This window comes from Mesorhizobium sp. B2-4-6, from assembly GCF_006442775.1.
Classification (GTDB): domain Bacteria; phylum Pseudomonadota; class Alphaproteobacteria; order Rhizobiales; family Rhizobiaceae; genus Mesorhizobium.
In genome coordinates this window covers 615,388-636,118 of sequence record NZ_VFVI01000001.1, presented here as the reverse complement: position 1 = coordinate 636,118, position 20,731 = coordinate 615,388, and the positions used below count along the sequence as shown (strand labels likewise).

Here is a 20,731-nt window from a genome sequence, read left to right as displayed (position 1 = left end):
GGTCACACCTTCATGTCGCGGGTTTCGAGTAGAGCGCGTACCAACGTTCGCTTGCCCAACTCGATCTTGAATGCGTTGTGCTGGCGCGGTTGAGCATCGGCGAAGGCGGCGTCGGCCGCTGCCCCCGCCGCCGCCTCGTCGAGCTTGTTTCCTTGCAGTGCGTCCTCGGCCTTGCTGGCTCGCCAAGGCACCGTGGCGACGCCGCCCAGCGCGATCCGCGCTTCGCGAACGCTGTCGCCATCGAGATCAAGTGCGACGGCAGCGGAGGCCAACGCAAAGGCATAGGATTCCCGGTCGCGGATCTTCAAGTAGAGGGAACGCCGCGCCCACGGAATGGCGGGCACGTCGATCGCGGTGATGATCTCGTCTGCGGCGAGATCGGTCTCGATATGGGGCGTATCGCCGGGCTGCCGGTGCAGCTTGGCCAGCGGGATCTTTCGCGTGCCACGCGAGCCTTCTGCGCGAACAACGGCATCGAGCGCGATAAGCGCCTGCGCAAAATCACCGTGGTAGGTAGCGATACATGCCTCGCCAGCGCCCAGCACGGCATGCTGCCGGTTGAAACCTTCAATCGCCGCGCAGCCCGAGCCGGGCACCCGCTTGTTGCAGGCCCAAGACGTCTCGCGGAAATATTCGCATCGTGTGCGCTGCAGGACGTTGCCGGCAAGGCTTGCCATGTTGCGGATCTGTCCGCTCGCGGCCAGCCGCAAGCTGTCGGCAATGACCGGATAGCGCCGCTTGACCTCGCCATGATCGGCGGCTTCGCCCATGCGCACTAGAGCGCCGAACCGGATGCCGTCTTCCGTTACCCGGATCTCCCTGAGCTCTTGCTCCTTGAGGTGGTTAAGGTCGAGCAAACGGTTCGGTTCAGCGACTCCGAGCTTCATATAGTCGGCCAGATTGGTACCGCCGGCGATGAACTGCGCGTTCGCTTGTGTCGGCTGGTCATCGCGAGTCGTAAAGCGGGACGCTGCAGCGACCGCCGCGGAGATGTCGGTTGGCTGTTCATAGACAAAGGGGCGCATATCAGGCTCCCTTCATCTCGTCGCGTGCCTGCAAGACGGCGGCGACAATGTTGGGATAGGCGGCACAGCGGCAGATGTTGCCGCTCATATATTCGCGGATGTCGTCTTCGGATTGCGCATGGCCCTCGTTGACGCAGCCGATTGCCGACATGATCTGGCCCGGCGTGCAGTAGCCGCACTGGAATGCGTCATGATCGACGAAGGCCTGCTGCATTGGATGCAGAGCGCCGTCGCTCGACGCCAGCCCCTCGATGGTTGTCACCTCCTTGCCGTTGTTCATTACGGCGAAGCTCAGGCAAGAGAGCACTCGCTTACCGTCGACCAGCACCGTGCAGGCGCCACACTGGCCATGGTCGCAGCCCTTTTTCGTGCCGGTGAGCCCGGCATGGTCGCGCAGGGCGTCAAGCAGGCTTGTTCTGGGATCGAGCGAAAGCTCGTGACGTTGCTTGTTGATCCGAAGTGTTGTGACAATCGGCTCCCTTAGTCGCGCGCCAGACGGTCTGACTACTTCGGTTTTCGCCGATGAGGCCAGCAGAGGCACGGCTGCGGCGGCAGACACCGTACCTGTCATGAAATTTCGTCGGTTGAGACCGGTAGCATGGGAGGCTGAAGGGTAGGACATGGCTCGCTCCGTCGCTGGCTGGTCATTCGCGCTAACCACCGAGCCGAAGCATTGTTCCCAATTGAGCCGCGAAACCGCCGACACTCACAAAAAGGTGCTCAACGGCCTCGGCATCAAACACGGAACACACGAGCCCGATTTCGAGTTTGGGATCGAGACAGTTGAAGTGGTGTTGATCATGAAATCGAAGCTGGTGGCGGAAACGTCAGGACAAAAGACCTTTGTGGTCGTGCTAGAACCGGGCGAAGAAGCTTTCGCCCGTCTGACCACCTTTGCGACCGAGCAGGGCATTACCGCGGCGTCGCTGACTGCGATCGGGGCGTTCGAGAAGGCGGTGGTGGGTTGGTTTGATGTCCAGTCGAAATCCTACCGGAGAATCCCTGTCCCGGAACAATGTGAGGTCCTGAGTGCGATCGGCGACATCGCTGTCGACGACAGTGGCAAATCCAGTCTTCACGTGCATGCCGTGCTTGGTCTCGGCGACGGGTCGACGCGCGGCGGGCATCTGCTTGAAGGTTTCGTGCAGCCCACGCTGGAAGTCACGGTGCTGGAATCGCCCGGCCACCTGCGCCGCAGGAAGCGGTCCGAGCTTGGCATTGCGCTGATCGACCTCGATACGTAGCGGCGCCTCTCTCAATTCCAGGCCGAGAGAACGACCTCCATCTCGACCGTCTCGACCTGCTGGGCAAACCGTTGATGGTAGACGGTCATCAGCGCGTCATGGGTGGCGTCTGACGAGCTGCAAAGTGCATCTGTCACCAGCACGACTCGGTAGCCGATGTCGATCGCGCCGAGGACAGTGGCGAGCACGCAGACATCGGTTTCGCCGCCGGTGATCACCAACGTGTCGATCCGGCGGGCGGCGAGCTTGCTCTGCAGCCTGCCTTCCGGCCAAGGCGAATAGACATGCTTGTCGATCACTTGCGCCGGCGGACAAAATGCCCGCAGCTCAGGCAGGAGATCCACCATCTCCTGACCCACGGCCTCGATCGTCATCGAGGCCCAGCGCCCGTAATAACGCCTCCAGGTGCCGGCGCCCTGGCCCGCCCTCATCGCAGGAATGAAGCGGGTAAAGATGGTTTGCTCGGTCTTTCTTTCGACCAGCCCGGTGATTTTCGGAGCGACCCGGGTGATCCAGGGGGTTGCCCATTCCGACGGTGGCGCGAACAGGTTTTGCATGTCGACGCAAAGATGCGCGCAGCGATCGCCAAGCGGCCCATAGGTCAAGCCCGGAGCCGACATCAGAATGCCCGCCCAACTCTGCCCGAGTGAAGCGGGATGAAACGGAAGAGCGCATAGGACAACGAGCAGCAGCGGTGATTGGGACTCAAGGCCTGATCCTCGGAATGTTGGACAACGCCCAGCTTTGTCGGCTGTTCCCGACGGAAACCACAGTCCGCGAAGCGCGTTCAAGCTGGATGAATGCAACACAGACTCTCACCACCCCGGCGACTGGCGAACGTTCAGGCGGATGCCTCTGCGGCAAGATCCGCTATCGTGTGACCGGCGACCCACGCGTGCATTACTGTCATTGCGATATGTGCCGCCGTGCGACGGGCAGCGCCTTCGCGGTGCTCGCGTGGCTGCCTTCTGCCGACGTGTCTTGGCTGAGCGAGGAGCCTTGCTTCCGGCGGTCATCCCCTCTCGCCAAACGCGGCTTCTGTCAGACATGCGGCTCTCCGCTTGCGCTGGCATATGACGCCGCCGTCAACGAGATCGCGCTGCATGTCGGAAGCTTCGACGATCCTGCGGATCTCGAGCCGCAATACAACTACGGATCCTCGCAGCGGCTCAGTTGGGTCTGCTGCGGCATCGACTTGCCAGATCGCGATACGGAAGAGCGATGGTAGCGGCGCGCGCGAACAGTTTTCCCTTGCCCCTGGATACGCCGCCGATGGAAGCGCGAACTGCGGAAGTGTTGCCGAAGGAGAACGGGCCTTGGCAGTATGAGCCGAAATGGGATGGGTTCCGCTGCCTTGGCTTCAAGGGCAAGGTCGACGTTGATCTTCGAGCGAAATCCGGCAAGCCGCTTGGTCGTTACTTCCCGGAGCTGGTTGCCGTGGTTCAAAGCCTCAACCTCAGGAATTTCGTCGTCGACGGCGAAATCGTGATCGAGATCGACGGTCGCGCTTCCTTCGACGCGCTACAGATGCGGCTTCATCCCGCGGAAAGCCGCATTCGCAAGTTGAGCATCGAGACGCCAGCGCGGCTGATCCTTTTCGACATGCTCGTCGCGCCGGGCGGCAGGATCCTCCTCGAGGCGCCCTTGGCGGGCCGGCGCCGGGCATTGGAGGAATTCTTGTCCGGCCACGCTGGCAGGGCGCTGCGGCTATCGCCGTCGACCACCGATATTGCGATTGCCGAGCAATGGCTGCGAGGCTCGGGCCATGGTTCGACGGACGGTGTCGTCGCCAAGCCGCTCGACGAGCCGTATCGACCCGGCGAACGCGCGATGATCAAGGTCAAACGGCTGCGCACGGCCGACTGCGTGATCGGCGGCTTTCGCTATCTTAATGGCAGGCAGCAAGTCGGGTCGCTGCTTCTTGGCCTCTACAATGACGGCGGGCAGCTCGATCATGTCGGCTTCACCTCGACCATCGCCAATGACGAGCGGGCTGCTCTCACCGAGAGACTCGAGAAGTTGCGCGGCGGACCCGGCTTCACCGGCAAGGCGCCGGGCGGTCCGAGCTGCTGGAGCACCGAGCGCAGCGGAGAGTGGGAGCCGGTTCGGCCGGAACTGGTCGTCGAAGTCCGTTTCGACCACGTCACCGGCGATCGCTTCCGGCACGGGACCAAGCTCTTGCGCTGGCGGCCGGATAAAGCGCCGCGCCAGTGTACGTTCGAGCAGATCGAATAGTTTTCAATCCGCTCGCGCGATGGTGCCCGAGCTCACGTTTTGAAGGCGAAGAGATCTGCGTCCGCGTCCTGTGCGCCGGCAATGGAAGCGGAAACGATCTCGGAAGCAATCTGTGAAAATGTGATCCCGTTCCCGCCATAGCCCATTACCGCATGAATACGCGGATGACCGGGCACGCTGCCAATAATGGGAAGGCCGGTGCCGGTGGCGCCAAACGTGCCGCTCCAGGCAAAAAACGCTGTCGTGTCGAGCATCGGAAAAATCCGCGCAAGCTTCTTCTCCAAGCGCTCGGTCTTTTCCGGCGTCAACGCATCGCGCCTTTCCTCGTCGGTGAAATCCTCATCCTCACCCCCGCAGACCACGCGCCCGTCAGAGGTGGCACGCAGATAGAGATAGGGATCGGAGGCCTCCCAGATCATGGCGGCCTGCGGCCATATCTTGTTGGGCTGCGGCCTGGTCGCGATCGCCCATGTGGAAATTACGCGATGGTCTGTCGCCGGCACGACATCGAGGAGTTCGTAGCCCGTAGTCAGGACCAGATGCCTCGCTTTGATGCTCGGGCCCTGCCGCGTCCCAACTGTCACGCCCAGGCGATTGTCCTCCAGGGTCGTTGCTTCAGCGGGCGCGTAAAAGCGGGCCTTCCGCTCCAGTGCGTGAAGCAGCAAACCAGAGGTGAGCTTTCTCGGATCGAGCGCGAGATTGTCGTGACTGAGAATGGCCGCAGCGCGATCGATACCGAACGCGCTGCGCAGCTCATTGCGGGGCATAAAGGACGCCGCGATGCCTGCCTGCCGCCGTGCCTCGGCTTCCTGGCGCAGGTCCGAGGCGCCGAGCCTGTCGCCCGCGAGATAGAGCGATGGCGTGGACACGCACTGGCAATGGATGCCGAGTTCGCCAATGCGGCCGCGCAGGTTTATGACCGCGAGCCGGGAGCGTCGCCAGGCCTCGCGAGCGGCACTGTTTCCCATCATCCTGGACAGTCTTGTCAGCGGCTGATCTATCTCGAACTGGACGAGTGCCGTCGTCGCGGCGGTTGATCCCCTCAGCGGCCCGCGTCTGTCGATGCAAATGACGGAACGGCCGTCGCGGGTCAGCGCCTCGGCCATCATTGCGCCGCTGATGCCCATACCGACGATAAGCACGTCGGTTTTCACGTCGCGCATCAGGCGATCCACCGGCACAGAAGGTGGGCGATAGGCAGACCAGACAGGCGTGCCGCTCCTAAGATCGAGCTTGCGAGGCATGAACGTTCCCGGTTTCGCACGATAAGTCAGAACCCGGCTTTGGCGTTCCCTTGCTCCAGTGCAGATGCAAGCCTGCCGAACAATGCGTCAGTGGAACCAACGGTCTTGCGGGGGATTGGTCAACGGAAGCTCTCAGCATTGGAGAACGCCATGGACCCCCGCAGCAAGCGATCCGAAAAGCAGGATGAAGCCGAAGCCCCCACCATCGAGCAACAGGACTGGGATTCCTTCGAGGGCAGTGAAGTGCTTCCCGACAGTGCGGTGACTGAGAACGGCCCTGATCTGCGCGAGACCGAGGGTGCCTTACCCGAGGAGGATGACGATAATCCCGATCAGGAGAGCGACGAAGCCCTGCCCGACGATGAGGAGGAACGGGTGCTGTCGCGCGATCCTTCCAAGGAAGGCACCCGTTTCGACGAGATATAGACATCTCGATTAGGTTATTCGTTTCGAGGAGGAACAAAGCCTGTGATGCCCGGTTGAGCTAGCATCACAGGAGACATTCATGGTACGCTTGCCTTTAGCCCTCGCGGCTGCCCTTCTCGCCACTTCGGCGTTCGCTCAAACCGACGCGCCTGCTCCATCCACGACGGAAAAGACCGGGGTCAATTCGGTGCTGGGCGTTGCACCCTCCACGCAGGATTTCGTCACGGAAGCGGCGACCAGCGACATGTTCGAAATCGAATCGAGCAAGCTCGCGCTCGAACGCTCCGACGACGCGACGAAGGCTTTCGCGCAACAGATGGTTACCGATCATGAGAAGACCACGGCCGACCTCAACCGCCTGGTAACCGGCGGGAAGGTCAAGGCAACGCTGCCGGGTGCGATGACGGACAAGCAGCAGTCGACGCTCAAAGACCTCAAAGCGTTGCAGGGCGCCGATTTCACCAAGCGGTACCACTCGATACAGGTCGATGCCCACGAGGATGCCGTCGATCTTTTCAAGCGCTACGGCGATGGAGGTGAGCAGGCGGACCTCAAGGCGTGGGCGGCGGCGACGCTGCCGCATCTCCAGCACCACCTCGACATGGCCAACGGTCTCAACAAGTAAGCATCTGACAATATTGGAGCCGCCTCAGGAGGCGGCTCTCGCTTCTGCCTTTGCGCGCGGAGGTCCACCATGGCCAAAACTGTCGGAGATTTCCTGGTTTCCCGGCTCCACAGCTGGGGCGTGCGCAGGATGTTCGGCTACCCCGGCGACGGCATCAATGGCGTCTTCGGAGCGCTGGGACGGGCCAAGGACAAGATCGAATTCATCCAGGCGCGGCATGAGGAAATGGCCGCTTTCATGGCATCCGCCTACGCCAAGTTCGGCGGCGAGCTTGGCGTCTGTATCGCCACATCCGGGCCAGGAGCCACCCATCTGGTCACCGGTCTCTATGATGCGCGCATGGACCACCAGCCGGTTCTCGCCATCGTCGGCCAACAGGCACGCGCGGCGATCGGAGGCCACTACCAGCAGGAGGTCGACCTGGCGGCGCTGTTCAAGGATGTTGCCGGCGAATTCGTCCATCAGGCTTCCGTGCCCGCCCAGGTCCGCCACCTCGTCGATCGAGCCGTGAGGATTGCATTGGCAAAGAGGACCGCCACCGCGCTCATCCTGCCCAACGACCTTCAGGAATTGCCCTACGAAGAACCGGGGCGTGTCCATGGCACGGTGCATTCCGGCGTCGGCTACCGGCGACCGAAGGTCATTCCCCATCAGGACGATCTGAAAGCCGCCGCCGACATCCTGAACAGTGGCGAGCGCGTTGCCATGCTCGTGGGCGCGGGAGCGCTCGAGGCGACCGACGAGGTCATTGCCGTGTCGGATCGGTTGCGCGCCGGCGCCGCCAAGGCGCTTCTCGGCAAGGCAGCTCTGCCCGATGCCTTGCCTTGGGTGACAGGATCGATCGGCCTGCTTGGCACCGAGCCGTCATGGAAGTTGATGCAGGAATGCGACACGCTGCTGATGATCGGATCGGGCTTTCCCTATTCTGAGTTCCTGCCGAAGGAAGGTCAGGCACGCGGCATAGAGATCGACATCGACCCCGCAATGATGTCGCTGCGATATCCCATGGATGTCACCCTTGTCGGCGATGCAGCGGAAACGCTCGACGCGCTACTGCCTCTCCTTAAGCAAAAAAGGAAGCGCGATTGGCGCGGCGATATCGAGCGAAACGTCGAGAAATGGTGGAAGCTGCTCGGCAAGCGCGCCCACGCCAAGGCCAGTCCGGTCAACCCGCAGCTCGTGGCTTGGGAGCTTTCAACCCGCTTGCCGGACGATGTGATCCTCACCAGCGACTCCGGTTCCTGCGCCAACTGGTACGCTCGCGACGTCAAGATCCGGCGCGGCATGATGTGCTCGCTGTCCGGCGGCCTCGCCTCCATGGGCGCCGCGGTTCCCTACGCCATCGCGGCCAAGTTCGCCCATCCCGACCGCCCGGTCGTCGGCCTCGTCGGTGACGGCGCCATGCAGATGAACAACATGGCGGAACTGATTACCGTGCAGAAATACTGGAAGAACTGGGACGACCCTCGTTTCGTCATTTTGTGTCTACAACAACGAAGACCTCAACCAGGTCACCTGGGAACAGCGCGTGATGGAAGGCGATCCGAAATTCGAAGCCTCGCAGCGCATTCCCGATGTGCCTTATCACCGCTTCGCGGAACTCATTGGTCTTAAGGGTATTTTCGTCGATCGGTCCGCCGATCTCGGCCAGGCCTGGGACGACGCCCTGTTCTCCGATGTGCCGGTCGTCCTCGAGGTCAAAACCGACCCGGAAGTTCCGCCTCTGCCGCCGCACTTCACACTTAAGCAGGTCAAGAATTTCGCCACCGCGCTGGCCAAGGGCGACCCCAGTGAGGCGAAAGTCGTCGACAGTACGGTCAGACAGGTTTTGAGCTCGGTCTTGCCGGGCGCCGATTAGAAACGGCTCCGCTCAATGGCCGGTCTTGTCGTGGGGATCGGCGACCCGCTTGCTTTCCGGCGAGCCGCGCTCCCGCAGCCATATGGCCAGCAAAACCAGCACGCCCGTCGATAGGAATTCACTCTGCCAGTTCTGGAAACTCTCGAACCAGAATTGGCCGGAAGCGAGATGGGCTAATAGGGATTCCACCGGCTGCCCATGCTGTATCGCCTGTTCGTTCGCATGACGCGTGCTTTGCCAAAGGTGGATCATGAAGGTGAACGCGAAAATCAGCAAGAGGACGAACCCAAGCGAATGAGAGTATGCCCAAAGCACCGCGCCGCCTCGCCTTACCGGCCAAGGTGCATTGGGATCGCGCCTATGCAATTTCGGATCGTCGTTCTCGGGCGAGTCGGCGTCTGGATCCTTCGATTCCGCTGAGCCCCGTTGCACCAGATAAGCGGTCAGAAAGACATAGGCCCATTTCTCCAGGAACTCGCTTTCCCAGTTCTCAAAGACGCTTTCGAGGAACTCGCCTGATCCGAGGAAAGAGACGAACGGCCGGCTGGAGAGGCCATGCATCAGTCGATCCTGCTGGTCGGCAAAATAGCCGGCGATCGACTGCCCGATCAGGCAGCCCAGGAAAATGCAGAACACCGCGATCAGCAGGCCGTTGTCCTTGACGAACTTCACCATGTCACCCCGTCTGGCGAAAGGTCGGCTAGGCCAGGCACGGCTATTCCTTCACATAAGCTCCAGGCTGGCGGCCCGTTTTTGGCGCCTTGGTGTCTTTCGAGTGTTCCGAGACGGCGGGCCCGGCGCCGGACGTCTTCTCGGTCGACGGGCTGGGTGTCGGTTGCCGCTGGTTCTGTCCGTCGCGCTGATGCTTCCGGTCTTGAACTTCTTCGACCGGCCGTGTCAGGCCCATCCCGCCGGATGGCTTCTTGTTGGCCGCTGCTTCCTGCGAGAAGGCGTCGTTCGGATCCGGCCGGTCCTTGGTTACGGGCTTTCGTGCGCCGTTTTCATATTCGGTAGGCATCGCTCTTCTCCGTTGTCGTTCAACGGAAACAGTGCCGCCGGCCTGTTGTTCCGACGGCCGGTATCCTTTGACGGTGCTCGCACTGGAAACGCGGGCGGAAAAGGTCTTATCGATCCGCCATGCGTTTGAAGCGGCTGGGGCGGTGTTTACGCCTGCAGGTCCATCCTAAATCAACCTGTCGGACGGCGAAGCGGGTGTTATTGGCTGCAATGGCATGTGAGAGCCCGCCCCTCGGCAAGACGGGCTCTCTGCCAGGTTGAGGGACTCCCGGCAACCGGCAACTGCCGGCATATCAGGAACGGCGCCTCTCGCATCTTGTTGCGCCCGCGGCCGCTTCTTTCTCGATCCTGTCGACCGCCGTCTTGATCCGGTCAGGATCCTCGTGCTCCAGCCCGACGACTTCGTTGCGCGTTTCCTTCAAGGCGACGGCGATCTCGTCGAACTTGGCATGGATCGCCGCAGTGTCGCGAAAGCCCTGAACCAGCACTACGCCGGCGATGATGGCGGCGACCGACAACGCGTAGGTGACCGGGTGCTCAGGCCAAAAGGCACGAACAGCGCATACCAGGTTTGCTCCCTGAAGAGCGGTACTTACAACTGCGCTTCGGCTGCAACCGATCACGGTTCGGTGCGTTCAAATCGACCAGGGAGGCTGCATGTCAAAACCAATCGATACGTGGCACGGCGCTTACGACCCGCAAACCTTTGCGGACAAACATGGTTTGACGCTGGCGCAAGCCAAGATTGTCATCAGTTCCAATGGACCGTCCAAGCACGGTTGCGATATGGGCGCCGTTGCTTTCCTTAACGCCTTGAAGATGAGGGAGACGCGCAAGCCTGCCCGACGTCGGCCCAATAGCGTGAGTTAATATGCGCCCTCACGAACGATCGCGCGGATTTCCAAGTGAGGGGTCGCGTCGGCGGGTATAGCCATTCACGCGCGGCAAGCTGTCGTCCATGACGATGAAGGGGAGCCGCATTTCCCAATAGGCCTGGGCCTGCGGCGCAAACTTCTCAGGCGCATCCATGAAACCGATCGAGACATAGAACTCGTCCGCGAGGCCCTGATCGGCGTAGCCGATAGAGGTACCACATTCTTCGCAGAACGATCGGACCACGCCTCTGGTCTTGGAGAATGTCTTGGGGTCCGCGCCTGTCCATTTCACGTCGTCCGGCCGGTATCCGATCCAGACGGTAAGCGGGCTGCCGATCGCCCGCCGGCAATCGTCGTCGTGATCGAAGCAGATCCAGAATGGCTCTCCGGCAAATTCCGCTGAAACCTTGCCGCAGAAGCAACGGCCTTGTTCAATACGAGTCATCGAGTGGCGTCTCCTGCAATGCCGCTTGCGGCTACAACATCAGGAGAGCCTGTCGGTTCCTGAACCAATCAGTTGCGGGTGAGCTTGATATTCTCCACCTCGGTCCAACATAAGCGCAGTCAGATGCGGACATCTGTCATGCTTGAGCCGGGTCTTCTGGCCTTCCGCAAGCTCAATGCATATTGCTCTGACTCAAAACTGCGACCACTCTTTCCGTCTTCGCGAATGGTGATGCGCCATTCGCCGCAAATTTCCGTCAGGGCAACCCGGTAAGAAGGTGAAGTTCCTGCCACATACTCGTTCCCGCCGTCTGTTTGGGGCGAAAGCATCGTGGGATCGTTCAGCCGTCTGCGCCGTTGCATGATAGCCCCTCCCAAACGCCCGCGTGCCTCATCCAACCCAATCCTTCCTTTGCGTTGGATCGCGCGGCGACGCCCGCGCGACAACGGCAGGCAACAATTGCAGCTAGGCGCGCCGGCTTGCACCTTGGCCCATCGTCTTTGCGGAACTGACTTGGAACGGAATTCCTCGTGGCTAGTTCACGGCGACAGGGGGAGCACAGTTGAACTTTTTCCAAGAAATCGAAGCGTTGGTCAGTGCCGCGCAGGCCGATAGCGCCGAACGCGCTCGAGCGTTGCTTGCGCGTTTTAGAACGTCGCAGGATCGAACCACTGCAATCGACGAATTCATGCTCGACTTTGTGACACTGGTTTTCGTTATCGATCACGGTGAGGCCGGCTATGAGAAGTCGCTGAGGAAGCTGACTTTGCTCAAGCTAGAAAAAATCAAGCGGCTGGTTTCCTTACCGGCCTAGAAGGAATGCGCTATGCACTTCAGTCTTCGCTGACACCCGGATAATTGCTGCCTGCCAACAGTCCGGCCAGATGAACCGCGTTGGCAGCAGCCATCTCGATGGCCTTGGCGACCTTGTCGGGAGCATCGGGCAGATCAACATAGTTTACGTCCCCCATCGCCTCTCCCACCCAATAGACGCCGGCGTTGGCTGGCACCGTGAAGCCGACGTCGTTCAGCGCCTGATAGCACTCAGCGTGGCAATGATGGGCGCCGTCCTCGTTGCCGACGATAGCGACCAGGGCAACTTTTCCGGCGGCCGGCATTCGGCCCTTGTCGTCCGTCTCGTCGAGAAAAGCATCCATCCGTTCCATCACACGTTTGGCGACGCTGGAAGGCTGGCCCAGCCATATCGGCGTGCCGAGGATAAAGATATCGGCGGCCAGAATCTTCTTGCGCAGCTTCGGCCAGTCGTCGCCCTTTCCCATATCCGAAAGCACGCCCGGCTTTATGTGGTGATCCATGGCACGCGCGGTCTCACCCTTCACTCCATGGGCCTGGAGCGCGGAAAGCATATCGGCTAGAATCTTGTGTGTGGAGGACTTCTCCTTGTCGTCGGATGCTTTCAGCGAACAATTGAGGGCAAAGGCAGTGGGCATTGGTTTTTCCTGTTACAGGTGCGGGATGATCGAAACTCAGCCGGAGCGCATCGCACCCGGCTCCTCAGTGGGCAGGTCCTCTGGAGGACTGTCCCGCAAGACATCGGAGAAATTGACGGTCGCGATCAGATAGCCGGCGTCGTCATAGACTTTGACCTGGGATTCCGAATGGTCAGCATCTGGAGAAGTGCTGGCTGCAGCCTTCGCCAATTCCACAGCCTTGGGGCTGGCCAGGTCGGTGCTCGCAAGCTCTTCGTCGATCAGGTTGGACCGACCGCCAGTGACCACCTCGAACCGAAAATTGGGCATTGCTGTTTTCCCTGACGGAGAAGCTTTGCTGGCGTTTAGATCGCACAGACCCCGCAGACGTCTCGGACGCGTCATTTTTCCTTATTGATCGGAAACGTCGCGTCGCCATCCTTCTTCCTTGAGATGACGCGTGGATCGGCGCTTACGACACCGTCATTCTTGCCGCCCTTGTGACGTTTCTCGGACTGGGCTTCGGCGTCGCGCTCGGGTGGGCGATCCGATTTCGAACGATCGATCGATCTGTCGGCCATAACATCTTCCTATTGCTTCGGCGCTGCGGGCTTGGGGGCCTGTGCACGTTGCTGGTCACCGCCAGTGCTCGATTTCGCGGTCGGATCCTGGTCGGCCTGAGGGTTCTGATCCGGGGTTGGTTGCTCACCGAACTCATGTTCGAGCTATCGACGCCGTTATCGCTGCATCCGGCGATGAGGCCTGCCAAGCATTTCATCTTGCGTTTCCTTTAGCGCTGAACTGCCGATGCATAAGAATGTTCCAAGGCCCTGCCGCTTCATGGCGTAGGGCGGCGCACCCTCTCCTCCGTATTCCTCGGAGCCCCGTCCCGATCACGAAATATTTCGGCCGGAACGCACGGCATGCTCCCGGATTGAAGGAAAGCGGGATTCAAAAAACAGGAATCGGATGGGCAACTGGGACGCCAGCCGACGTGTGAAGGCTGACCGATCGCGCGCCGAGATCGCCGCTCCCGGAGCCGAACGCAATGCGGCGCGAAGCATGTCGTTTGCGCACCGAGCCACCCCTTTTCGAGCAAGAAGGATTGAGTGATGACCAAGTCGCCCCGCCGCGTGACAAATGAGGCCGTTATCCACGACCAAAGATTGGTACGCGGCGAAGGCGGCGAACTGCATCAGCGAGCCAGTGGGGACGATGATGTCCTTACCACTGCCCAAGGCGGTCCGGTTTCGGACGATCAGAACTCACTCAGGATCGGCCCGCGTGGACCGACGGTCCTTGAGGACTTCCACTTTCGCGAGAAGATCTTCCATTTCGACCATGAGCGCATACCCGAGCGCGTCGTGTATGCGCGCGGCTATGGCGCACACGGGTATTTTGAGACCTACGAGTCGCTCGCCAAATACACTCGCGCCGACATCTTCCAACGCGCCGGCGAGAAGACGCCGGCCTTCGTCCGCTTTTCCACGGTCGCCGGCTCCAAGGGCTCATTCGATCTGGCGCGCGACGTCCGTGGCTTCGCGGTCAAACTCTATACGAAGGAGGGAAACTGGGACATCGTCGGCAACAATATCCCGGTCTTCTTCATCCAGGACGCGATCAAGTTCCCCGACATGATCCATGCCGTCAAAGAGGAGCCCGACCGGGCCTTCCCGCAGGCCCAGTCCGCGCACGACAATTTCTGGGACTTCATCTCACTCACGCCTGAGTCGATGCACATGATCATGTGGGTCATGTCGGACCGCGCGATACCACGCTCCTTCCGTTTCATGGAGGGTTTCGGCGTTCACACCTTCCGCTTCCTGAACGCCAAGGACGAATCCACATTCGTCAAGTTCCACTGGAAGCCGAAACTGGGTCTGCAGTCTGTCGCCTGGAACGAGGCGGTGAAGATCAATGGGGCGGACCCCGACTTCCATCGCCGCGATCTTTGGCAGGCCATCCAATCCGGCAATTTCCCGGAATGGGAGCTGCGCGTTCAGCTATTCGACCAGGATTTCGCTGACAGCTTCGCCTTCGATGTGCTGGATCCGACGAAGATAATTCCGGAGGAAGAGCTCGAACCGATCCCGGTCGGCCGGCTGGTGCTCGATCGCATGCCCGACAATTTCTTCGCCGAGACCGAGCAGGTGGCATTCATGACGCAGAATGTACCGCCCGGCGTCGACTTCTCTAACGACCCGCTGCTGCAGGGCCGTAACTTCTCCTATCTCGACACGCAGCTGAAGCGGCTGGGCAGCCCCAACTTCACGCACATTCCTATCAACGCGCCTAAGTGTCCGTTTCATCATTTCCAGCAGGACGGGCACATGGCGATCCGCAATCCGACTGGACGGGTAAACTACCAGCCAAACTCATTTGGCGAGGGTCCGCGGGAATCGCCGGAGCGTGGTTTTCGCTCTTTCGCCGAGGTGGAAGAGGGTCAAAAGGTCCGCCTGCGCGCCGAAAGCTTCGCCGACCACTACAGCCAGGCGCGGCAGTTCTTTAACAGCCAGACACCGCCGGAGCAGCGCCATATCGCGATGGCTTTGACTTTCGAACTCAGCAAGGTCGAGACGCCGGCTATCCGCGAGCGAATGATCGCGCATCTCATCAACATCGACGAAGGGCTGGCGGTGACGGTTGCGGACAGGCTCGGGATCAAGGAATTGCCGAAGGCTGCTGACGCTGCCGTCGCCACAAGAAACGATCTGGAGCCGTCGCCGGCGCTGAGCATCGTCGAGAATGGGCCAAAGAGTTTTGCAGGCCGCAAGGTTGGTGCGCTCGTCAGCGCAGGAGCTGATGCGATGCTTCTCAAGCGCCTACAAACGGCCGTCGAAAAGGAAGGCGCCACCATGGAGGTTATCGCTCCGAAGGTCGGCGGTGTCGAAGCCGGCGACGGCAGCTGGATTGAAGGCCGGCACATGATCGACGGTGGTCCCTCCGTTCTGTTCGATGCGGTCGCCCTTGTCCTGACCGAAGATGGCGCCGAGCGCCTGACCGGCGAGGCTGGCGCGCGCGACTTCGTTGCCGACGCGTTTGCGCATTGCAAATTCATAGCCTTCACAGCCGGCGCCATGCCCTTGTTGCAGAAAGCGGGCGTCGGCCCCGAGGCCGACGAAGGCATGATCGCTCTCGACGATCCGAAGGCGATTGCCGGCTTTCTGGAATCGTGCCGCAAGCTGCGTCTTTGGAGCCGGGAAATGGCGGTCAAACTATGACAGGGTTGTTGTCGGCACAGGGAGGCTCGAATGCAACTAACGCGAACTGAAGTTCGAGGAAGCCACCTCCCAGACCGGAGATTTGATACAGCTTGTGCACTTCCGTGGCGAGGGAGGCGAATGCGTTACCGTTGAGATGGCTACAAGGGGGCAATCACGCACCCGCCTTAGAGCGTGCGAAGCCATCCTGGTTCAGACGGCTACTTTCGATATAGCGTCCAACGCCTATGACGCCGAAAGCAACGGCAATTTCGACCAGGTCATATTGGGCGCTGCGGAGGACGAAGGCGGAAGTTATGATTTCGAGTACCGCGACGGCGATGGCAGCCGCCTGGTTCCTCCATCCAGAATGCCGAAGCGAGAGGCGGCGCGCGAGGAAGCCGTCCGCTCCGCAATGTCCTGTTCGATCGTCAACCCGGCATAGGCGATCTGTCGGGCTGGCTGGCGCGTGTTCGGGACGAAGCTGGCCGGCTGGTCTGCGCCATTACCGTTGAAGAGGCCGAAACTGCTCGCAAGACCCAAGGCGAGCGGTAGCGCAGGCTGGCGCCGTGAACAGAGCCGAGGTCTCCGTCACTGACGTTTATTGTTTCCACCGCTCTTTCCCAAACGATCGAGAATTTCTCGGAGTCCGTCGGGAAGCCATCTTTCAACTTTGAAAAGAGGCAGGCCGCGCAAGTGCCGCCGCATTCTTTCGTTGGCGAACTGCTTTCTCAGCAGTTTCGCAAGGCCGTCGCTTTGATCTTGATCCCGAGACATGGTTCGAACCGTTCTTTAATGTTCCAACTCGGCCAAATTCCACTGGTTCCTAGTGACTCCAATGTTGTTGTCGGCGCTGATGAAAAGAAAAACTCGCCTCAAGACGAGCCCGGGCCGGAGTAATGAAGCGCTCTTGGGCTAACGAGCGAGGAAGGCACCGAGGAAGGCGAAAGCGGCTGCGGCTTCCTCGCACTGTCGGCCGCCTGCTTCGCCTTTGTCTTTGCATCCTCGACTTTTGCAATGACGGCATCGACATGCGCCTTGGCATCGGTCTCGGAAAGGCCCCGTTCGTGTAGCGCCCAGTTGGGCGAGATAGGTCTCACGGCGGTGGACGAGGATTCTTCGGTGACCTCGATTGGCGAGATAGCGGAACTCATCGAATCCTCCTGTCGCGCGAAAAGCATGATCAGGAGGATGATCGGATTGGAACTCCAAGTAGCCAAAGCAATATGTCGCGTTCCATGGTGACCTCCGTTTTAGGTGAGCGGCTTGATCTCCAACAACCGCCAACACAAATGGTTCGTTCCGCGCGCTTTTCTTGAGCTTCTTGTTCGCCAAAAAGGAACCTGGGGGTTCCGCTCACGTTCGGGGTGATGGTCAAACACGCGCTTCGAGAAGCCTTAACCTTGGGCGGCGTCTTCACTTCGCGGCCCTCGGCCTTTTTGATCCTTGCCGCCTTCACCGTCAGTTGGATCATCTTCGAGCGTGAGACGTTCGACTGGCACGGCGTTGCCACTCTGGTCACTTGGGCGATGACACTCTTCATTCAGCGGGCGGAGCATCGCGACACGCAAGCCCTGCAGGCGAAGTTGGATGAGCTCATCCGGGCGACCAGCACCGCGAGTGACGATGTTACGGAGATCGACGACAAGGAACCGGAAAAGATTGAAAAGGAACGGTCGGCCGCTAGCGAACAGGCGGGCTGAACTTTCGGCTTCGTTGCGCGGCATCACCAAGTCGTGAACCACGGCGCCAAGGACCCGATTTCTCCGAAGGAACTTACCCTCCTCGCAATTGTTGCAGGCCTAAGAGCGTTCGCGAGCACAGCCATGAATCCCTCCACCACCGACCACGTCAAAATCGCAAAATATGATCATCCCACGGGCGGATGGGGTTCCCTAAAGTCGTTGATCCGTCGGGCGAGGGCCGAGGGGCTGCTGATGTCCGGTATCTGGAACACCCTGCTGCGGCAGAACAAACCGGACGGCTATATGTGCGTTTCCTGCTCATGGGCCAAGCCAGCGGAGCCTCGTCCGTTCGAGTTTTGCGAAAACGGCGCCAAGGCCACGATGTGGGATCAGACGAAGCGTCGATGCGGGCCAGATTTCTTTGCCTCGCATTCGGTCAATGAGTTGCTCGACTGGCCGGATCACGATCTTGAAAAGCAAGGCCGGCTTCTCGAGCCGATGCGATACAACGAGGTCACGGATAAGTACGAGCCGGTGTCGTGGGAAGAGGCGTTCCGCAGCATCGGAGAGGAGTTGAACAAGCTCGATCCGAAATCGGTTGTTTTCTACACCTCCGGCCGCGCCTCGCTCGAAGCGTCGTTCATGTACCAGCTCTTCGCTCGCATCTACGGGTCAAGCAACCTGCCGGACTCCTCGAACATGTGTCACGAGTCTACCTCCGTGGGGCTGCCGGAATGTATCGGTTCGCCGGTCGGCACAGTGCAGCTCGAGGATTTCGCGCATTGCGACATGATGTTCTTCTTCGGCCACAACACGGGCGTCAACGCACCGCGTCTGCTTCACCCCGTCGAAGAGGCGCGTCGGCGCGGCGTCCCGGTCATAACATTCAATCCCCTCCCCGAGCGCGGCCTGAAGCGTTTCAAGAACCCGCAGGACCCGCGCGAGATGCTCTCGCCGGGTCCCGGAACGAAGATGTCGAGCGACTTCCTTCAGCTTCGTGGCGGCGGAGATATTGCAGCGATGACGGGCATCGCGAAAGCCGTGCTGGCGCTTGATGACGCGGCTAAGCAAACAGGAGCGCCTTGTGTTCTCGACACCGCGTTTATCGAAGAGCATACGCACGGCTTCGATGCCTTCGAAGCCTATGTGCGCGGGACCTCGTGGAAGCACATCGAGGCGCGTTCGGGCCTAAAGCAGGCCGACCTCGAACATGTCGCGTACGTCTACAGCCGCGCCTCGGCGGTGATCGGCAACTATGGAATGGGGCTGACGCAGCATCGGCACGGGACTGAAAACGTTCACATGCTCTGCAACCTGCTGATGATGCGCGGTAACGTCGGCAAGAGGGGCGCCGGCATTTCGCCGCTGCGCGGCCACTCCAACGTTCAAGGGCAGCGCACGGTCGGCATATCGGAGAAGCCGGAGCTCGTGCCGCTCGACAAATTCGCCGAGTTCTATCGGTTCGAGCCGCAGCGAGAAAAGGGCCGTGACACCGTCGAGACCTGTGAGGGCGTGATCGACGGGTCCGTGAAGGCCTTCATCGGACTGGGAGGCAATTTCGTTCGCGCCGTGCCGGAGACCGGCTTGGTAGAGGCGTCGTGGCGACATCTGAGACTGCACGTCCAGATAGCTACCAAGCTCAACCGCAGCCATCTGATCCCGGGCGCTGTCACCTATCTTTTGCCCTGCCTGTCTCGCATCGAGAAAGACCGGCAGGCAACCGGCGAGCAACACGTGTCGATGGAAGATTCGACGGCCTGCATCCATGGCTCCTTCGGCTATCGGCCGCCCGCCAGTCCTAAACTGCTTTCCGAGCCAAAAATAGTCGCGGAACTCGCCAAGGCCACGGTGGCTGCCAAGAGCTCGATCCCCTGGGACGAATGGATTGACGACTATGCGCGCATTCGAGACGAGATCGAACGCTGCTATCCGCAGCACTTCAAGGACTTCAACAAGCGGTTTCTGACGCCTGGTGGATTTCATCGCGATATCAAGGCATCGAACCGAGTGTGGGAGACGCCGAACAAAAAGGCGAACTTCAAGCCGCCGACCGCACTGGAGACCGATCCGGACGTAGATACTGCGCGGCCGGGTGTGTTGACACTGATCACCATTCGCTCGAACGATCAGTTCAACACCACCGTATATGGCTACAACGATCGACTGCGTGGCATCTACGGAACGCGCATGGTGCTGCTGATGAACGATGATGACATCCGCGCCATCGGCCTCCGCGAAGGACAGGAGATCGACGTGATTTCGGCTGCCGATGACGGGATCGAGCGTTGCGTTCGAGGATTGAGGGTAACACCCTACTCAATCCCGCGCGGCAATTGCGCTGGCTATTATCCCGAGCTTAATCCACTGATCCCGCTTTGGCATCGCGCGGAGAAGGCGCATGTGCCGGCGGCAAAATCGGTGCCGGTGCGGATCATCAGGCCTGAGTGAGGCGCGTGGCCTGACGGCCATTGGTTGTCGTCCTAAATGGGCGCTTGGGCGGTCAAGTGCCGATGTCGATCGAAGATGAACGAATGGCCGCTTCCATGGAATGCCATCTCGAACATCCGATAAGCAGCGCAAAGCTGCCGTTTGCGACGCTAGACCGGACTGAATATCAGAAACGCGAAAGGCGGCGTCACCGCCAAGCGTTGCCGCGAGGGCGCCGCTAACCTACGGAAATGTCGACCCTATTCTGAGACGGCTGAAGACACGCCAAAACTGGCGGCCTGAATGGCGGGCCCGGAGGACGTGGCTAGGACATTGATTTCATTGCATTTTTGTGGGAAAAATCACGAAGCTTCCCGTACCGTTCCGTATGCTTCCGCGAGCAACCAGCTACGCATCTACCGAAAGTCTCCATCGCCTCGGTCTCAAGACCTGGTCCAAAGGTTCAAATCACACCCAAGATCAAGCACTGACGTGGCGCTCGGCGCGTCCAACTGCTTAAATGACCCTCTCCGCGCGTTCAGCTCTCCTCCTCGAGCTCCTGAAAAGCATTTCGAATGGCTGCGACTAGCGTCGCTATCGAATAAGGCTTCTGCACCCATCCCAGCGGTCTGGCCGCTTCAGCTCGAAGCTTCACGTCGCGATCGCTATGCGCCGTCGTAAAGATGCACCGTATGCCAAGATCGCGGTACAATTCCAGGGCGGCCTCGATTCCGTCCCGCTTGCCAAGCAAGCGGATATCCATCAGCGCAAGCGCCGGCTTGGTCGATAGCGCCAAATTTATTGCCTCATCGGCGCTGGTCGCGAGGCCCGCCAGCGAAAAGCCTTCGGCCAGCAGTCCAGCCTCTATGTCCAGCGCGATCAGATAATCGTCTTCGACGACCAAGATCATGTGGCTCCGAGTGGTCTCGGCCTGTCCGCCGCTCATATCATCCCGGGAGAAAACCACTTGCGGTTTGAAGGATCGATTGACGTCC

Annotated in this window: 24 protein-coding genes and 1 pseudogene; 11 read left to right on the top strand and 14 right to left on the bottom strand. The window is 60.4% G+C overall.

Annotated elements, in window-relative coordinates:
* Nucleotides 1-2: 2 nt before the first annotated feature.
* The gene (locus FJ957_RS03090) at nucleotides 3-1,025 is read right to left on the bottom strand and encodes a xanthine dehydrogenase family protein subunit M (protein WP_140828397.1); all 1,023 of its coding nucleotides are present in this window, start codon (nucleotides 1,023-1,025) and stop codon (nucleotides 3-5) included.
* A 1-nt stretch (nucleotide 1,026) separates the two neighbouring features.
* The gene (locus tag FJ957_RS03085) at nucleotides 1,027-1,596 is read right to left on the bottom strand and encodes a (2Fe-2S)-binding protein (protein ID WP_181180484.1); all 570 of its coding nucleotides are present in this window, start codon (nucleotides 1,594-1,596) and stop codon (nucleotides 1,027-1,029) included.
* Nucleotides 1,597-1,825: 229 nt separating this feature from the next.
* Between FJ957_RS03085 and FJ957_RS03080 the strand changes: the two genes are divergently transcribed.
* Nucleotides 1,826-2,269: a PPC domain-containing DNA-binding protein gene (locus tag FJ957_RS03080; protein ID WP_140829513.1), complete on the top strand. Its 444-nt coding sequence runs from the start codon at nucleotides 1,826-1,828 to the stop codon at nucleotides 2,267-2,269.
* 11 nt (nucleotides 2,270-2,280) lie between these two features.
* Here the strand turns inward: FJ957_RS03080 and FJ957_RS03075 are convergent, their stop codons facing one another.
* Nucleotides 2,281-2,889: an isochorismatase family cysteine hydrolase gene (locus tag FJ957_RS03075; protein WP_140828380.1), complete on the bottom strand. Its 609-nt coding sequence runs from the start codon at nucleotides 2,887-2,889 to the stop codon at nucleotides 2,281-2,283.
* Nucleotides 2,890-2,993: 104 nt separating this feature from the next.
* Here FJ957_RS03075 and FJ957_RS03070 point away from each other — a divergent pair, with 104 nt between their 5' ends.
* On the top strand, nucleotides 2,994-3,497 hold the full coding sequence (locus FJ957_RS03070; RefSeq protein WP_140828378.1) for a GFA family protein: 504 nt from the start codon (nucleotides 2,994-2,996) through the stop codon (nucleotides 3,495-3,497).
* Nucleotides 3,491-4,504, top strand: coding sequence for an ATP-dependent DNA ligase (locus FJ957_RS03065; RefSeq protein WP_140828377.1), 1,014 nt, complete (start codon nucleotides 3,491-3,493; stop codon nucleotides 4,502-4,504). Before FJ957_RS03070 ends, FJ957_RS03065 begins: the two co-directional genes overlap by 7 nt.
* Before the next feature lie 32 nt (nucleotides 4,505-4,536).
* Here FJ957_RS03065 and FJ957_RS03060 read toward each other — a convergent pair whose 3' ends face one another.
* Nucleotides 4,537-5,748: an FAD-binding oxidoreductase gene (locus tag FJ957_RS03060; RefSeq protein WP_140828375.1), complete on the bottom strand. Its 1,212-nt coding sequence runs from the start codon at nucleotides 5,746-5,748 to the stop codon at nucleotides 4,537-4,539.
* A 150-nt stretch (nucleotides 5,749-5,898) separates the two neighbouring features.
* On the opposite strand from FJ957_RS03060, the gene FJ957_RS03055 reads away from it, so the two are divergent.
* The 3 genes and pseudogenes from FJ957_RS03055 (at nucleotide 5,899) to FJ957_RS03045 (ending at nucleotide 8,657) form a co-directional block, all read left to right on the top strand.
* Nucleotides 5,899-6,174 carry a hypothetical protein gene (locus tag FJ957_RS03055; RefSeq protein ID WP_140828373.1) on the top strand — a complete coding sequence of 92 codons (276 nt, stop codon included), beginning with the start codon at nucleotides 5,899-5,901 and terminating at the stop codon, nucleotides 6,172-6,174.
* Between the two features lie 79 nt (nucleotides 6,175-6,253).
* The gene (locus tag FJ957_RS03050; RefSeq protein WP_140828371.1) at nucleotides 6,254-6,799 is read left to right on the top strand and encodes a DUF4142 domain-containing protein; all 546 of its coding nucleotides are present in this window, start codon (nucleotides 6,254-6,256) and stop codon (nucleotides 6,797-6,799) included.
* 69 nt (nucleotides 6,800-6,868) lie between these two features.
* Nucleotides 6,869-8,657, top strand: a pseudogene (locus FJ957_RS03045) (thiamine pyrophosphate-requiring protein).
* A gap of 12 nt (nucleotides 8,658-8,669) precedes the next feature.
* On the opposite strand, the gene FJ957_RS03040 reads toward FJ957_RS03045, so the two are convergent.
* The 3 genes from FJ957_RS03040 to FJ957_RS03030 form a co-directional block, all read right to left on the bottom strand.
* Nucleotides 8,670-9,332 carry a DUF6766 family protein gene (locus tag FJ957_RS03040; RefSeq protein WP_140828369.1) on the bottom strand — a complete coding sequence of 221 codons (663 nt, stop codon included), beginning with the start codon at nucleotides 9,330-9,332 and terminating at the stop codon, nucleotides 8,670-8,672.
* Nucleotides 9,333-9,372: 40 nt separating this feature from the next.
* Nucleotides 9,373-9,675, bottom strand: a complete 303-nt coding sequence (locus FJ957_RS03035; RefSeq protein ID WP_140828368.1) for a hypothetical protein — start codon at nucleotides 9,673-9,675, stop codon at nucleotides 9,373-9,375.
* 292 nt (nucleotides 9,676-9,967) lie between these two features.
* The gene (locus tag FJ957_RS03030) at nucleotides 9,968-10,243 is read right to left on the bottom strand and encodes a hypothetical protein (protein WP_140829510.1); all 276 of its coding nucleotides are present in this window, start codon (nucleotides 10,241-10,243) and stop codon (nucleotides 9,968-9,970) included.
* A gap of 88 nt (nucleotides 10,244-10,331) precedes the next feature.
* Between FJ957_RS03030 and FJ957_RS03025 the strand changes: the two genes are divergently transcribed.
* Nucleotides 10,332-10,544, top strand: coding sequence for a hypothetical protein (locus FJ957_RS03025; protein WP_140828366.1), 213 nt, complete (start codon nucleotides 10,332-10,334; stop codon nucleotides 10,542-10,544).
* A 9-nt stretch (nucleotides 10,545-10,553) separates the two neighbouring features.
* On the opposite strand, the gene FJ957_RS03020 is transcribed toward FJ957_RS03025, so the two are convergent.
* Both FJ957_RS03020 and FJ957_RS03015 read right to left on the bottom strand, forming a co-directional pair.
* Nucleotides 10,554-10,994: a GFA family protein gene (locus FJ957_RS03020; RefSeq protein ID WP_140828364.1), complete on the bottom strand. Its 441-nt coding sequence runs from the start codon at nucleotides 10,992-10,994 to the stop codon at nucleotides 10,554-10,556.
* Between the two features lie 119 nt (nucleotides 10,995-11,113).
* Nucleotides 11,114-11,356 (bottom strand): hypothetical protein, encoded by a 243-nt coding sequence (locus FJ957_RS03015; RefSeq protein WP_140828362.1) that lies wholly within the window; start codon nucleotides 11,354-11,356, stop codon nucleotides 11,114-11,116.
* Between the two features lie 200 nt (nucleotides 11,357-11,556).
* Here FJ957_RS03015 and FJ957_RS03010 point away from each other — a divergent pair, with 200 nt between their 5' ends.
* Nucleotides 11,557-11,808, top strand: a complete 252-nt coding sequence (locus FJ957_RS03010) for a hypothetical protein (protein WP_140828360.1) — start codon at nucleotides 11,557-11,559, stop codon at nucleotides 11,806-11,808.
* Nucleotides 11,809-11,827: 19 nt separating this feature from the next.
* Here the strand turns inward: FJ957_RS03010 and FJ957_RS03005 are convergent, their stop codons facing one another.
* The 3 genes from FJ957_RS03005 to FJ957_RS02995 form a co-directional block, all read right to left on the bottom strand.
* Entirely contained in the window at nucleotides 11,828-12,445 is a 618-nt protein-coding gene (locus FJ957_RS03005) for an NAD(P)H-dependent oxidoreductase (protein WP_140828358.1), read from the bottom strand.
* 36 nt (nucleotides 12,446-12,481) lie between these two features.
* Nucleotides 12,482-12,754, bottom strand: coding sequence for a hypothetical protein (locus tag FJ957_RS03000; RefSeq protein WP_140828355.1), 273 nt, complete (start codon nucleotides 12,752-12,754; stop codon nucleotides 12,482-12,484).
* A gap of 71 nt (nucleotides 12,755-12,825) precedes the next feature.
* The gene (locus FJ957_RS02995) at nucleotides 12,826-13,005 is read right to left on the bottom strand and encodes a hypothetical protein (protein WP_140828352.1); all 180 of its coding nucleotides are present in this window, start codon (nucleotides 13,003-13,005) and stop codon (nucleotides 12,826-12,828) included.
* 531 nt (nucleotides 13,006-13,536) lie between these two features.
* On the opposite strand from FJ957_RS02995, the gene FJ957_RS02990 reads away from it, so the two are divergent.
* The gene (locus FJ957_RS02990; RefSeq protein ID WP_140829506.1) at nucleotides 13,537-15,645 is read left to right on the top strand and encodes a catalase; all 2,109 of its coding nucleotides are present in this window, start codon (nucleotides 13,537-13,539) and stop codon (nucleotides 15,643-15,645) included.
* A gap of 854 nt (nucleotides 15,646-16,499) precedes the next feature.
* On the opposite strand, the gene FJ957_RS31745 is transcribed toward FJ957_RS02990, so the two are convergent.
* Nucleotides 16,500-16,778, bottom strand: a complete 279-nt coding sequence (locus FJ957_RS31745) for a hypothetical protein (RefSeq protein ID WP_181180511.1) — start codon at nucleotides 16,776-16,778, stop codon at nucleotides 16,500-16,502.
* Nucleotides 16,779-17,027: 249 nt separating this feature from the next.
* On the opposite strand from FJ957_RS31745, the gene FJ957_RS02985 reads away from it, so the two are divergent.
* Nucleotides 17,028-17,327 carry a low affinity iron permease family protein gene (locus FJ957_RS02985; RefSeq protein ID WP_348642535.1) on the top strand — a complete coding sequence of 100 codons (300 nt, stop codon included), beginning with the start codon at nucleotides 17,028-17,030 and terminating at the stop codon, nucleotides 17,325-17,327.
* A gap of 123 nt (nucleotides 17,328-17,450) precedes the next feature.
* The gene (locus FJ957_RS02980) at nucleotides 17,451-19,757 is read left to right on the top strand and encodes an FdhF/YdeP family oxidoreductase (RefSeq protein ID WP_140828342.1); all 2,307 of its coding nucleotides are present in this window, start codon (nucleotides 17,451-17,453) and stop codon (nucleotides 19,755-19,757) included.
* A 517-nt stretch (nucleotides 19,758-20,274) separates the two neighbouring features.
* Here the strand turns inward: FJ957_RS02980 and FJ957_RS02975 are convergent.
* Nucleotides 20,275-20,646 carry a response regulator gene (locus tag FJ957_RS02975; protein ID WP_140828336.1) on the bottom strand — a complete coding sequence of 124 codons (372 nt, stop codon included), beginning with the start codon at nucleotides 20,644-20,646 and terminating at the stop codon, nucleotides 20,275-20,277.
* Between the last annotated feature and the right edge of the window lie 85 nt (nucleotides 20,647-20,731).